9 protein-coding genes are annotated in these 13,260 nt (G+C 58.8%); 3 read left to right on the top strand and 6 right to left on the bottom strand.

What is annotated here, in order from left to right; genetic code table 11:
* Window positions 1-91: 91 nt before the first annotated feature.
* From QMG46_RS15275 to QMG46_RS15265, 3 genes are all read right to left on the bottom strand, one after another.
* The gene (locus QMG46_RS15275) at window positions 92-2,461 is read right to left on the bottom strand and encodes an ABC-three component system protein (protein WP_281848688.1); all 2,370 of its coding nucleotides are present in this window, start codon (window positions 2,459-2,461) and stop codon (window positions 92-94) included.
* A gap of 1,310 nt (window positions 2,462-3,771) precedes the next feature.
* Window positions 3,772-5,172, bottom strand: a complete 1,401-nt coding sequence (locus QMG46_RS15270; protein WP_281848687.1) for a hypothetical protein — start codon at window positions 5,170-5,172, stop codon at window positions 3,772-3,774.
* Between the two features lie 464 nt (window positions 5,173-5,636).
* Window positions 5,637-6,590 carry a LysR substrate-binding domain-containing protein gene (locus QMG46_RS15265; protein ID WP_281848686.1) on the bottom strand — a complete coding sequence of 318 codons (954 nt, stop codon included), beginning with the start codon at window positions 6,588-6,590 and terminating at the stop codon, window positions 5,637-5,639.
* Window positions 6,591-6,647: 57 nt separating this feature from the next.
* Between QMG46_RS15265 and QMG46_RS15260 the strand changes: the two genes are divergently transcribed.
* From QMG46_RS15260 to QMG46_RS15250, 3 genes are read left to right on the top strand one after another with little or no spacing between them, the layout of a single operon-like run.
* A complete protein-coding gene (locus QMG46_RS15260) occupies window positions 6,648-7,436 on the top strand; it encodes an NAD(P)H-dependent oxidoreductase (protein WP_281848685.1) in 789 nt (262 codons plus the stop codon).
* A gap of 10 nt (window positions 7,437-7,446) precedes the next feature.
* Window positions 7,447-8,070 (top strand): NAD(P)-binding domain-containing protein, encoded by a 624-nt coding sequence (locus QMG46_RS15255; protein WP_281848684.1) that lies wholly within the window; start codon window positions 7,447-7,449, stop codon window positions 8,068-8,070.
* Between the two features lie 23 nt (window positions 8,071-8,093).
* Window positions 8,094-8,879 (top strand): class I SAM-dependent methyltransferase, encoded by a 786-nt coding sequence (locus QMG46_RS15250; RefSeq protein ID WP_281848683.1) that lies wholly within the window; start codon window positions 8,094-8,096, stop codon window positions 8,877-8,879.
* Window positions 8,880-9,346: 467 nt separating this feature from the next.
* Here the strand turns inward: QMG46_RS15250 and QMG46_RS15245 are convergent, their stop codons facing one another.
* From QMG46_RS15245 to QMG46_RS15235, 3 genes are all read right to left on the bottom strand, one after another.
* Window positions 9,347-10,051 carry a nuclear transport factor 2 family protein gene (locus QMG46_RS15245; RefSeq protein WP_281848682.1) on the bottom strand — a complete coding sequence of 235 codons (705 nt, stop codon included), beginning with the start codon at window positions 10,049-10,051 and terminating at the stop codon, window positions 9,347-9,349.
* Window positions 10,052-10,116: 65 nt separating this feature from the next.
* Entirely contained in the window at window positions 10,117-10,821 is a 705-nt protein-coding gene (locus QMG46_RS15240) for an HD domain-containing protein (RefSeq protein WP_281848681.1), read from the bottom strand.
* Between the two features lie 212 nt (window positions 10,822-11,033).
* Entirely contained in the window at window positions 11,034-12,989 is a 1,956-nt protein-coding gene (locus QMG46_RS15235) for a M61 family metallopeptidase (RefSeq protein ID WP_281848680.1), read from the bottom strand.
* Window positions 12,990-13,260 lie beyond the last annotated feature (271 nt).

The raw sequence follows: 13,260 nt of genomic DNA, 5'->3' as shown, positions 1-13,260 counted from the left end.
AACTGTCGCGCAGTGAAAGTGTCCACTGCGGATGTTTGCCAGTCTAAGGCCGCTGCGGACGCACGGAGTCGCTCGCTGAACATTGCCGAGGTCATTTCGACACCTCGTCTTCCAGGTCCTGGATACGCTGGCGCCATCCCTCGAATTCTTGTTTCACGGCTTGTTTCCAAGTTGCAAGTGGGCCATTGAGCTTTTGGCGCCAAGCGCGGTCGTTGCGAATGATCGCCGGTCGCACTCGTCGCGCACTACGCATCCCTAATCCAATGGCCCCCGCATTGAGAAGGGTGTCATCAGGCGAATAGACTTCTACCTCGGCACTTGCGGATAGGATGAGGGCATCGACGTCCCATTGGTCGGGGCGGTCCCATATCGTAAGCGGCCCACTTTCGACGGTATCGCAGCCTGAGCCCAGTGCCTCGGCATTTCCTGAGAAAGTCAAATTGCCGCGCTCGATCGACGCTGGTGTGAGCGGCTCCTCCAGATGGGCGGCAAGAACCAACAGCAGGGCGGCAGCCATGTGCGGCAGTTGCGCGTGATCGCCACTCCACGGCGATTTTGCCCCCTGTTCGATATTAGCCAACCATCTGAGAAAATCGAAACGAAGTTCAGTCGCCCCCTGAAGCGTGGTCGTCCAGTGTCCCCAAGTGTGGGACACCGCGCTGCAGATAGATCCATCGATCTTTTCCAACTTGGTGCAAGTCCCGCTCGAGATGATTGCCCCGAGCGACTTGTCGAGAAGACGCAGAAAGCAGGCGTCGAGCTTGTCCTGTAGGAAGCTCAGATCGAGCACTTTGCCGCGGTATCGAGGGTCACCGGTCGATGCCACGGCGACCGCCGGTGCGATCATTGCCCATGCGGAGGCATGGTCGGCGACCGTCGTCAGTTGGATGCGACCATTGCTGGCCTGGCTCAAGCGCAAAAATGCAAACTGGTCGGGCACCGCGCTTGGCGGCAGGGCAAGATGGATCGTCACGAGCGCCGTCAATCTCTCGCATTGATCGGCCACATCAAGCAGGGAAATATACCCTCGCTCTACCAGAAGATGTGCGGCCGCATCGATCTCAAGGACGATACGTGATCGATCTTGTTGCTGCTGTTGGCGTAAGCCAACCTGCGAAGCCGTATCAACAAGTTGCTCGATCTTGAGATCTTCGAACCGATCGTACAGCTGTGGGTCCAGCATCGGCGGGTCGGCGAGCGATGGGGTGGACTCGAGCAGCGGCTTGATATGTGCCTCGTATAGGTCGAAGGACGCCTTCGCGGGGGCGTAGCGCGCCGCTCGATCAGGACCGTGCCGCAAAATCACATGATCGAAATCCGCCAAAAGAGGATGGCCATTCATCTGTGGCCCGGTGACCGAGAAACCGTTTGCCGTCTTTTTGACATTGGTGACGCGGCCGCTGCTATGGTTCACGCCTACCGCTTCGAGCTTCGCCGCTTCGAGCGTTGCAAAGACCATGCACTGATTGAGAAGTGACGCCTTGCCCAAGGCGAACAATGGTCCGTCGCTGTTGATGGTCAGGCTACGATCCTTCCGTAGCTGTCGCCTTAGTGCGTCAATGACACCATATTCGTCGATGATAGGGCGAAGGAAGGTGTGAAATTCAGCCTCGAGGTCGTCACTCAATGACGCGGCGTTAACAGCATTGAGCGCCGCATCGCGCAACGCATTCGAAGAGATGTGCGACAGGAAAGCGTGCGTGAACGAAACATGCTCGAAATCTTGGACTAGGAGTGAAAGTGTGTCCGTCAGACCACCATCCCCGTTACCGCTGACAAGATAGTTCGCACCGCTATGCGGCTCGATCGCGTTCGTTCCTGTTCCGCTCGGCTTCCAGTAGGCGACAGGCTCAGCGTCACCGCATGGGAACTCCTCGCCGAATCCCATCGCGAGGATCACCTTCTGGAATCTCCGCTTTTCCTCCGTGCCCTTGTGATCGAACGTAAGGCGCCAATCTGCGCCCTCTTTCTCCATAGAGCTGAGCTTGCGCTCGGTATGGAAGTGAAGGCGTGGGAGCCTTGTTAGAGCCGACGCGAAGTCGTTTTGAAGCTTACCGCTTACGGATCCGCCCGTATCGGATTTCCAATCCAAGACCGGCAGGCCGGCCCGGTCGTTCAGCGACCCAATGTCTGGCCACTCATAAATATGCGGATGCAGCAGGCGTGAAGATGCACTTTGAAGCTGAAGCGCGTTATTTGCCGGATCGTACAATGTGACGTCATACCCGAGTAGGGCCGCAGAGAGCGCGAAGCTCAATCCAGCGGCCCCGGCGCCAACGACGGCAATTTTGTTCGTTTTGGCAGTGAAAGCGTGTGCTTCTAGTGCATGCGCAAGGCGAAGCCCACGCACCTGTTGGGAATAGAAGGTGATACGCCGATCGAAGGCACCAAGAAAATAAACACCATCGCCGCGAGGTGCGGACGCAGCGTTGATCCAGTCCGAGAGGGGTAGTGAAGTCATTGCTCTGTATAAAACGCCATTGTGGCCGGGTCGAAAGAAGCGACTTCACCGACCATGTCGTCCATGAACTTAGTGGTATTGCAGGTGCCTGCCACCGGACTGCATCCGGCATGCGCCGAGCCCGCCAAGAACGCCCCGGCCCAGTCAAGGACCTTCATTCCTGCTCGCATCCCCCCTCCCCTTCACTATCTGTGTTCCCAGTGTAACGGCGGGATGGACGCCAGGCTAAGTCTGCCGATTGGTCGAGCACAGCTACCGCCCCCCGGGGGGTGCGGTAAGCGGGCGATGAACCCGGATGCGCCGACCGCTCATCCGCACGAAGTTGGCCCTCTGTTCTCCAGCGAAGCAGCGCCGTGTAGCAGTATTCGTCCTTTTTTCAGTGTCTCTATGATCATCCGGACATGCCTGGGGATCGTCGCTATGGAGCTTATTCCGTCTTTCGGGCCATGGATTCGCGTAACGTCGATCAGCGCCCTACGCCTCGTCCTCGCATCCATGATTTTCCAGTGATCTGGGATGGCGACCGGGACACCCCGATCGTTCCCGTGATCGAAGAAATGCCCATGGTGGGCCTGCTTCCCGGGGTGCAGTTCCTGGGGGGCACAAAGGGGGGGGCGATCATTCTGGTCGCCCGTACCTTTTTGGAACATTGGTGTTGAAACCTACGCCAAACGCGTGGAAGCCCTGACTGCTGCGGCAGGCGATTCTTGGAACGTCAAAGTGGCATATATGACCACTGCAAGGAAAATCTGCGCCGCGGTCACCGGTGCGACTTCCGGGAGCTCGTTGGTCTGAGTGAGGAGGAGGAGCACGCGTTCCTCTTGACCGTCGATACGATCTGGAAACTGGGTACTAAGAAATGGATCAGCGTGGATGCACCTGCCGAGCTCAGCGCGCTCTCCAACCCGGGCCGTTATTCGATGCGACGATCCAGTCCTAGGTGAGGCTCAAAGTCGGTGCAGCTGAACGGCCACACTGAATGAAAGCGCCAGGGCTCGCCCCGGCGCTTTCGGGAATCAACTCAACGCTTACATGTCACTGAGTTCGTGGATGCAGTCCAACCGGAGCATGTGTGGAGCGAGCAGATCCGGCACCCTCGCCCCCGATGACGCTAACTAATCACCCCGACCAAATGCTCGCTGTCGGCCAGGTGCGAATGTTCAGGCAAGCCCTGCAAAACGTCTACTTTGAACCTTCCGCACGAAACTCCGAATCGAGCGGCAGCATGCGGGTCACGCGTCGTCATCGAGACCAGTCAACGTGCGGTTGTATCGAGTTGTCGCGCCAACAGTAAAACTGCCGGTCACGCGTCACCTTTTTACGTCACTTCCGTCCAGAATCAGCACTTCGACATAGTTGTTTGCCTGTGCGGCCTTGTTCCACTCGCCAGCCGTAGCCTTACACGTCTTCCATTCATCCCCCGAAGTCGAACATGGATACTTTTTCCGTGGCTTCTCCTTGCCGTAACTAATTACATTTACGGTCTTTGCGGCGAGCCCGTCGGACTGCATCAGTGAGGACACGGCATTCGCCATTCTTTCGCCATGGCCTAGCGCGAATTCGCGAGTTGCTCCTCCGTCATCGCCACACTTCTGAATTGAAAGATTAGGGCGTGCTAGTCTGGGAACCTTGTAGTTCCCTGGTTCCGTGCACCAAAGCCCAACGTGTCCTTCAAGCCGAATTTGACCCGAAAAGTGTGCTTCGTCTAATCGCTGTTTCAAGCCAGCGATCAAGACAGAGGCTTCTTCAGAGACTTCGTCGCTATCAAATTTGACCTCGGTGAATTGATTCACGGCCCATTCCAGGGTTCGAAGCGTCGATCTTCGCGATTGTTCGGCCCTGGCGGTTTCCGCAATGGCGTGCTCTCGTTCTTTTTTAACCTCAATCAGAGATCTTCGTAGTTCAACCTCGTCCTTTTTGCTCTGCGTGTATAGCGAGAAATAGACTGAAGCCGGTGCCGCAAATATGATCGCGTATAAGGTGAGTTTCAGGGGCTCAGTGTTCTGCAGTACGGTTGCCAGAAGACCGCCAGAGAAGGTCAGGCGCCTCCGCTGGTCGATCGCGTCGGCTTCCCGACCACCAGCCAAAACGGGAAGCCAGTTGTCAATCATGAACTGATCGGTCGCTTCTCCTCTCTTGTTTACGAAATAGTGGCTGTGCCCACCCTCAAAGAATCGATTAACGAACACTTCACTGGTCAGTCCTGAGAAACCGACTCTGCCGGCCATGCCCGTAAACAGGACCACGAGCTGATTGATAACCAACACCCAGTCATTAATCCCGCAATCATTGATGACGTTCTTGACGGTCCCGGTTGCAATCAACTCGTGCCACGGAAAACCAGGCTTCAAGACACTGCCCGCAAGGATGATCGTTCCAAATCTGCGATCCTTATTCAGGCGTAACCCCCAAAGAGACCAGCCGATTAGGTGCGTGCCAAAGCTGTGGCCGACTAGGTCAATCCGAGCTTCCGGGTGATTCAGAGAGAGTTGTTCGAGGTGCCGTCGAAACCTCCTCGTCACAAGCCATCGCAGTGGTGGCACGAGGAATGCAAATATCGAAAAATACCCATAAACAAACGCTTGGCATCGTATATTGCCGTCTTGCTTTCTAATCAATTTGCTAAGACGTTGCTGCCACTGCCCAAAGGTTCGAATACCGTGGACGGTGACGACGATGTGCTCGAATTCGGCGACGGATCGATGAACCATACGCCCCCCCAAGTAACTGACTTCAGCGCCCCACGGCCTGATCATACTCATCCTACTGCGTGCGTCCGCGACTTTGCACGGCCTGGATCAGTGTATTACTTAGTTGAGATATATGTCGGCGGGAATATATCTCGCGATACGACCTGCTCTTATAACCATTGTGGCTTCGCTCGGGTAAGAAGCGCCGATGGGATCATTGAGGATGGCGTATGTCGCCAAGTGGCGCGCCCCGATTCCGGCAACAACCGATATTTAAACTACAGAGTCCGAGTGCCTGTGTGTCCTACCCCCGATAACACGGGCTAATCGTGCTGCTCCAGGACTACTTTCTTCCGGAGAAGAGCGCTCCAAGTGCACTCTGACCCGGGTTTACACCGATTGGAAAGCACAGGAAAGTGGCAGCTCGTATCAACTAGCTTGCTGCCGGAGTTTAGGCGACCACGTTGCCACTCCTCGCTCGCGAGCTAGTTCCCTTTCCTGCCTTCGTCAGCAGCGACCTCGACAAACAGATCCCGAATCCAGCGATGGCCAGCGTGTCCATGGCTGCGTTCGTGCCAAATCAAGCTGATGTCGAACTGCTCCGAAAGCCAAGGGATATCGACCAAGACGAGTCGGTCCGCCTGGCTTCGTAGTTGCCGCCTCGGCACAAGGGCGACAAGATCACTAGATGAAACGATCTCGGGGACGAAGAGGAAGGACGCTGCTGACATAACGACTTGGCGTCTAAGCCCAAGCGCTGCCAGCGCCTCGTCGATCGGCGTCGTGAAGGCGCCGCCCGACGGTGACACAATTACATGGTCAAGTTTCACGAACTCTTCGGCCGTAAGCCCGGACCTGAGACATGGATGATCTCGTCGACCAATGAGGACGTAGGTCTCCGTGAATAGGTGGCAGGTTCGCAGATGCGCGTGACTGGGGTCGGGCGTGGCGATAGCCAAGTCGATCTCGCCGCGACTTAGGTGTTGCTCCATCGACGCTGGGTCCAAATGGCGAATGGCGAGGCGCACCCCAGGCGCGCGCTCCCTCAACGCCACCGCGAACGGCATCAGGACCGCAGCCTGCACGTAGTCCGTGCACGCAACCGTGACTGTCAGATTGTCCCGCGAAGGCGAGAAGTCTTTGTGGGAACGGAAGGTAATTCGCAGTTGATCTAGCGCTTCTCGTAGCGGGCCGAGTAGGTCGAGCGCCTTGGCCGTAGGCGTCATCCCGCGGTGGGCCGGGATAAGCAGGGGGTCGTCGAACACCTCCCGAAGGCGGCTCAACTGTGCGCTCACTGCTGGCTGACTGAGGTGAAGTCGCGCGGCCGCCTTTGTCACATTCCGCTCGGCCAGAAGGGCTTCAAGAGTCAGCAGCAAATTGAGATCGAGGCGCCCATTATCCATGGCGTGGATAGTAAGGCAGAACACAATCGATTTCACATATGCTGCAACAAAGGCCACGATGCAGACATTGCAAACCGCTTGGAGAGCCGCACCGTGGCCAAAAAAATTCTCATCGTCTACGCCCACCCGGAGCCGACCTCGCTGACGCGCCAACTGGTCGATGTCTCGATTGAAGCCCTTACCGCTCAAGGGCACGAAGTCATTCTGTCTGACCTCTATGGCATGCGCTGGAAGGCCGTCTTCGATGCAGACGACTTTCCGAGCAGGACTAATCCTGAGCGGCTTTCGTACATCATGGAATCAGGTCATGCCTATGCAACCGGTCAGCAGACAGCGGACGTAGCCGCGGAGCAGGCGAAGCTGCTGGCTGTCGATGCGGTGATCCTGCAGTTTCCGCTCTGGTGGTATGGCTTGCCGGCCATCCTTAAAGGCTGGATCGATCGTGTCTATGCGTTTGGCTTCGCCTACGGGTACAAGAACGGCACCAACGAATATCGCTTTGGCGACGGCATCCTGAAGGGCAAGCGGGCGTTGGTAAATGTTATGGCGGGCGGACCGGCTACGGACTATGGTCCGCGCGGCATCAACGGCCCGATCGATCAACTCCTCTTTCCGCTCACCCACGGCGCGCTGTTCTACCCCGGCATGGATGTGCTCCCGACACACGCGGTCTATGGCGCGGGTCACGTCACCACGGCGGAGGAAGTGGACGCGATCAAGGCAGCATGGCGTTTGCGTCTTGCCGGGCTATTCATTGACAAGCCAATTCCCTTCCGTTCGCAAAACGGCGGCGACTTCCCCCATCGCCACACCATGGCCGACCATGTTGCGCCGGGCCAAACCGGCCTGGTCGCGCACGTTGCCAATCTGGTCGACGCATAAGGAGATGGACATGGAACTAGGGTTCATCGAACTCGGGAAAATGGGCTCGGGTATTGCCGCCAATCTCGTGGCGGCCCGCCACCAAGTTACCGTCTGGAACCGGGACCGGACCAATGCCGAGCCCTTCGCCGAACGGGGCGCGAAGGTCGCCGCCGACCTTGCCGCGGCTGCTCAGGCTGGTACCGTCATGACGATGCTCGCCGATGACGCTGCTGTCGAGGCGGTTGTGTTCGGGGATGGCGGATTGCTCGCGGCAGGTTCCGACCTGCTCCATGTCTCGTGCAGCTCGGTCAGCGTGTACCTTACGGGCAGGCTGGCGGCGGCGCACGCCGCGGCGGGGCAGCGGTTCGTGTCGGCGCAGGTATTGGGACGCCCAGACGTCGCGGCGGCACCTCGACACGATGGAGTATGCATAGCTGGCGAGCGGACGGCGAGCCTTCACCGCGGCGCTGCCGTGCACGCGCTAGCGGCCTCGTCGAACGGCGGGTTCAGCCGAGAGTTGCCATTCGTTAGCGTCCAGAAAGGAATCGCGGCGGGTGAAAAGCCGGGCGAACCGACCGCGTGGTCAAGCCCGGGAAGATCTGCAAGGTCACGATACCGTACTGAGACGGTGGGCGCTTTCGTCATCCAGTGACCGCCGCCATCGGAGAAAACCAAATGCTCAATCTGAAACCACTCCTGCTTTGGCTTATAGTCGCCGCGCCATTGCCGATGGCGACAGCCCAAACCGCTCCCGCCGATGTTCGGGCGGCCGTCGCTGCTCCCGGGAGACCGGTCCAGGCGGTCGCACTCGACGAAAGCCGCAAGCCCGTCGAGGTGCTGAAGTTTCTGGGGCTTGAACAGGGCGACCGCGCGCTCGACCTGTTCACAGGGACCGCGGCCCCGTTCACGCGCGTTGGCTACTATGCCGAGATCATGGGCCGCGCGGTCGGTCCCAAGGGTGCCGTGGTCGCGTGGGAGCCGGCCAATCTGCTCGACGATGCAGGCAAGCAAAACTTTGCCGGCCTGGTCTCGCGCGTTCCCAACGTCCACCTGATCTCGAGCACCGCCGCCGATCTGACGCTCGACCCCGCGAGCTTCGACTTTGTGCTGATGCACCTCGTCTATCACGACACCTATTGGGAGAACGAACAGTTCCAGTTTCCACGGATGGACCCGCACGCGTTCCTCGCCAAAATCTTCGCGGCGACCAAGCCAGGCGGGATTGTCGGCGTCGTTGATCACGTCGCCGCACCCGGCGGCGACACACGCGCGGTCGTCAGAAAGCTCCACCGCATCGATCCAGCGGTGCTCCGCGCGGACTTCGAGCGTGCGGGGTTTAAGCTCGAAGCCGAGTCCGATCTGCTGCGCAACCCCGCCGACGATCATTCGAAGCTGTCGCTCGATCCGGCGGTCCGCGGAAAGACTGACCGGATCATTTACCGCTTCCGCAAACCCCGTTGAGGGCGCGCTGCCATCCCTGAACTTCCACGACCTAGGCGTGGGTGACAGGACAGCAGCCGGCCGCCGATGGCCTTATCCCCATGGCCGATGGCACCGGGGTGGGAAGCTTGGCGACCATGTTGCGCGAGGCCAAACCGGCCTCGCCGCGCAAATTGCTCTGCAGTCGCTGCGCTGTCTTCCACAAGTTGGCCTGCCATCAAGCCTTGATCACCGAACTCTCCAAAGCTATCGATCGCGAGCGTCCGCTCGTGGCCGCTTGCAGCCAGAGATGCTCAATGCCCGTCCTCAACGAGTAGCGGATCGATGCGCGCCATGCCACTCGAACGGGAGGGAGCCCCAGGGCGAAGACTTCATCTTCAGGCGACTTTATCGCTCGGATGCCAGGGAACATACGTCTCGAGCTAACGCCGCAATGCCGTTGCCCACGAAATTAATGATTCAGGCCGTTTGGTCCGCCGGGACAAAGATCAATTGGAAACAACACGTTTCCATAAACGGCCGTCAGTCTCCCTTCTATCGATAAATCCAGTGACTTTCCCGCTTTCACTACGCTGAAAAACCCGGCGCAGGTATACGTCGTCGTGCTGAAAAAGTACATCGCGCGTTTCAGCCATCAATTCTGTGAGAGTCTGGCCATACTGTCCTCCAAGAACGCGATTACCAAGTCGTCGAATGATGTACGTTTTGTCGGAACTCCGATAGGTTCCCGCCAGCTCGTCGATTTGTGATGAAGAGAGCGAAACGGGCTTAGGATTCACGCGAATGCGATCGGCATGCACCACACGAAGCTTCCATTCGCCGTGAATTCGCTGCCAAGTCTCAGTCATGAGCAGATGTGAAGGGATTTCATCGAAGCTTCCAGGCCGTTGCGGTACATCGTCCCGATGAAAGACTTGTGCCGTATCACCGATGATTTTGACCTCGTAGTTACGAATAATGAGCGGCGTCGCACCGTCATCTTCAAGTTCGCTTAGGAATTGCTCTCGACGAGTGACTACCCCTTCCTCGACATACATGAAGTCGGACGTGGTAAGACGTTCCCATGTATCTGGATCGCCTCGGTGAACCGCCCTCAGCAACGATGTATCGTATGCGTAAAGCACTTTATTCACCTCTGAAGGCGCATCAACGGCTTGAGCGTAAGCGGTTGTGTTATTCGCAGGGTAAATCAAACAGCCAGTTGCTATGACGCAACATTGTTTGACTACTTTTTTTAAACGTTTTCATCGGTTCCGGCCTAGAGCGAACGAAGGTCATCAGACTCGCTACGTAATTCTTTCAAGAATTCGGCACCCTCTGCGATTCTCGCTGCGATTTGCGAACGACCAGCCGACGAGACAATGTGCGGAGGCACGACCTTCATGTTTTTCTCGACCAGCGCGACCTCGTCGGGAACGGTCGGACTTTGGCCGTGCGTATCAGCGAGCGCCAGCACTCTGGCGATGCCGATCGCTCCAAGCCAGTCGAGCGCATCGGCATCGTGAAGGTAGGTCGCTTCGGGGCCAACAGGCGCGCGGTAATACATGTGCGTCCGGATCGCACCGCGGACCGCCTCCAGCCTGTCGACCGGAAAACTGGTGCCTTTCAGGACGGTGTCGATCGAAACCGCGCCAACATCACTGTGGTCTTTTCCCTCAACCTCCCAGGGCTTGAAAGCAGCCATGTCGTGCAGGTACGCCGCAGCGAAAAGCACATCGTCGTCGAGCGCGACATGATCAGATGCGGCCAGTTGAATGGCCAACTCGTAGTCGCGCTCGGAATGCGAAAGTCCCCAGGCGGGATTCTTGAAGTGGCTCGCTGCGAACGCGCGCACTGTCTGGCGCCACGCCGGCTCTTCTGAAGGAGCCGCGTGGACGATTGCCGTCATGAGGCACAGACCGGTCACCAGCGCGGCACGCGACCGGACCCGCCGCGCGGACTTTTGCCATGGTCGAAATTTCATATCTTGATCTCCACTCATCAAAGTGATTGCGAGGCGCACATCACGGTTGCCGCGATTCTTCCGCTGGTGAGCTACTCGTGCGCCCTATTCGACCCGAACACAGAAACCGCTTCCCGCGATGCGGCACCCGCAGCTCGATGCCCTCCGTCGCGGCAGCACTGTCTGGCGATCATCCGGCTTGAAGCTCGCCGTCTGTCCACGTGTCGACTGCTTCACGGCCTGGGCTGAAGGATGTCGTCGAGCAAGTTCGGTGTTCCTGGCACCCGTTCCAGATGTGGATAGCGCAAACCGCCCTCCCACGTTAGCGAAAGCGAGTGCTCTGTCTGGCCTCGTGCGACTCGTAGTTCGATCGGACGATCGATGCGCGACGCCGAAATTGCCGACTTGATCACGGATGCTTGATAGAGCTGGCCGTCGACCGCGAGGACCTTCGCGCCGATGACCAAGCCTGCGCGCCAAGCTGGGCTGCCCCAGACGACGCTGGTCACCTCGCCGTCCTTGTTCAGATCGACGCCCACTGAGAAGCTGAGGCTGGCACCGCCGCTCTTGGTTTCTCTGGCCTGCTGGGCGCCTGATGGTTGGTCGTTCCAAGTCAGCCGGTAGCCGGCGCGTGCGATGCCGTCGAGATCCGTGTTGATGCCGACGCTGTCTACTCGCGCGCGCAGGTAGGTTGCCCAATCGTACGGCGTGACGGCGTTTAGGGCCGCGACGAGGTCCTCGAACGTGTAAGGCGCAGGGACCCGACTACCGTTGCGGATCCCGAAGAAGCCACGCGCGAAGTCATCCAACGATTTGCGGCCATTGGTGCGTTCGCGAATCAGCGTGTCGATGTCCAGCCAGATCAACTGGCCCTGCATATATGCGTCGAGGGTATTGAGTTGCCAATCTGGCCAAGGCTGAAGGCGCCCCTCCGGATAGATGATGCTGTTGCCATGCTGGATGAGCACCTGCTCGGACGCGTCCTGCAACGATCGCCACTGCAGTCCAGGCCGGTTTGCATAGGCCGATGCCGTGGACTCCCAGCTCCTGAGCGCATCCTCCCGGCTTTCGACGCCCGACCGTGCGTCGAGCACGCCATTCCAGTACATCGTCAAGCCTTCGAACACCCAGAGCAGCGAGTCCTGAGGTGGGACATTCAGGTTCGCCGTCCACATCGTCGCAGGAACGCGGAAGATGCCATTCCACGCATGGACGAAGCCGTGAAACGGGGTACCAAGCGATCGACCATAGCGCGCCGGGTCAGTGAAGAACGCAGCAGGAAAGCCGTTCTCTCCTGAGCGACTCTGCTCGAAGTAGGCCGGGCCGAAGTCGTTCGCCAGCCAGACCAGCATGTCGTAATGATCGTAGTGTTGGCCGCCAAATAATTTATAGGCTTGTGCGATCTCGCGACGATACTTGCCGAGAGCCTCGGGCGGCACGAAGAGGCCGGACTCCGTATCGGCCGCGACGTCCAGTCGTACCGGCACCGGGTCGTCACTGAGGACGTACTGCCGCATCCAGCGCGCTGCCATCACGGGAGAATCCACGAGCACATCGAGCGACACGGGAGAGAACCGCACGGTATCGCCGACGCGAGTGGCGCCGTCGAGCGACGAAGCGAACAGCCAGTCATGTGGCAGCGTCACGGTTGGGTCGACCTGGATGCGGCGCGAGTAATAGCCGGCCGGATAGAGCACATGGCTCTGCCACTGCAGATCCACCATCGTCGGTGTTGACAACACCGGTCCGATCGCACCACTGGCGGGGAAGAGGAACTCAAAATCGACGTCCAACTCCTGTGCCCCCTGTGGCAAATCGACATGGAATGCAGCTTGTTCTAAAGGATCGCGCCGCCATGGCAGGCGCTTCCCGCCCAGAGTGAACACGAGCCCTGCGACCTGGTCGAGTACGTTAGGGGGCACCGGGTCGCCCGGGACCCATTGGGGGAACAGCAGCGTCAGCTGCTTCATTCCGCGTACGGGAATGGTTTCATGGATGCGGTGGATGCCACGCATGGCGTCAGTGGCGTCCACTTCGACGCGAAGGGTGCCGGGATAGGCGACATCCTTCGGGGACGCGATCGACACGGGTGCCGGCGTCGCCTGCGGAAGCGGCCAACCACCGGGCACCTCGTTTGCAGCCACGCGGCCGGCCGCGACCAGTGACGCCGCCAGCGCCATCGTTGTCATCAAGCATTTCACGCATGTTCTCCATGGTGACAGTCGACACCGCCGGAGCAATCAGACTCGTATGTGGGGATGGACTTCATGCGCCGGGGCACTCTCTGTGAGGAAAAGCGAGGTATTCGAGGTCGTAGGCGTCAATGCCATGTGTCGTGCCCGGCGGCTGTAGCCAGAAACAGGTACGGACCAGCTGCCACATCGTTGTATCGAGTCCGATATGGATCGAGTGCAGCTCCCCATCACGTCCTGCGGCATCTGCCTTGGCCCGCTCTTCAGA

The sequence above is a fragment of the Dyella sp. GSA-30 genome, from assembly GCF_027924605.1.
Taxonomy (GTDB): Bacteria; Pseudomonadota; Gammaproteobacteria; order Xanthomonadales; family Rhodanobacteraceae; genus GSA-30.
This window is presented reverse-complemented; position numbering and strand designations above follow the sequence as displayed.

Excerpts from the sequence above, each read along its gene's own strand:
- QMG46_RS15235 (WP_281848680.1), bottom strand. The coding sequence starts at position 12,989 with ATGACAACGATGGCGCTGGCGGCGTCACTGGTCGCGGCCGGCCGCGTG.
- QMG46_RS15240 (WP_281848681.1), bottom strand. The coding sequence starts at position 10,821 with ATGAAATTTCGACCATGGCAAAAGTCCGCGCGGCGGGTCCGGTCGCGT.
- QMG46_RS15250 (WP_281848683.1), top strand. The coding sequence starts at position 8,094 with ATGCTCAATCTGAAACCACTCCTGCTTTGGCTTATAGTCGCCGCGCCA.
- QMG46_RS15255 (WP_281848684.1), top strand. The coding sequence starts at position 7,447 with ATGGAACTAGGGTTCATCGAACTCGGGAAAATGGGCTCGGGTATTGCC.
- QMG46_RS15270 (WP_281848687.1), bottom strand. The coding sequence starts at position 5,172 with ATGGTTCATCGATCCGTCGCCGAATTCGAGCACATCGTCGTCACCGTC.
- QMG46_RS15275 (WP_281848688.1), bottom strand. The coding sequence starts at position 2,461 with ATGACTTCACTACCCCTCTCGGACTGGATCAACGCTGCGTCCGCACCT.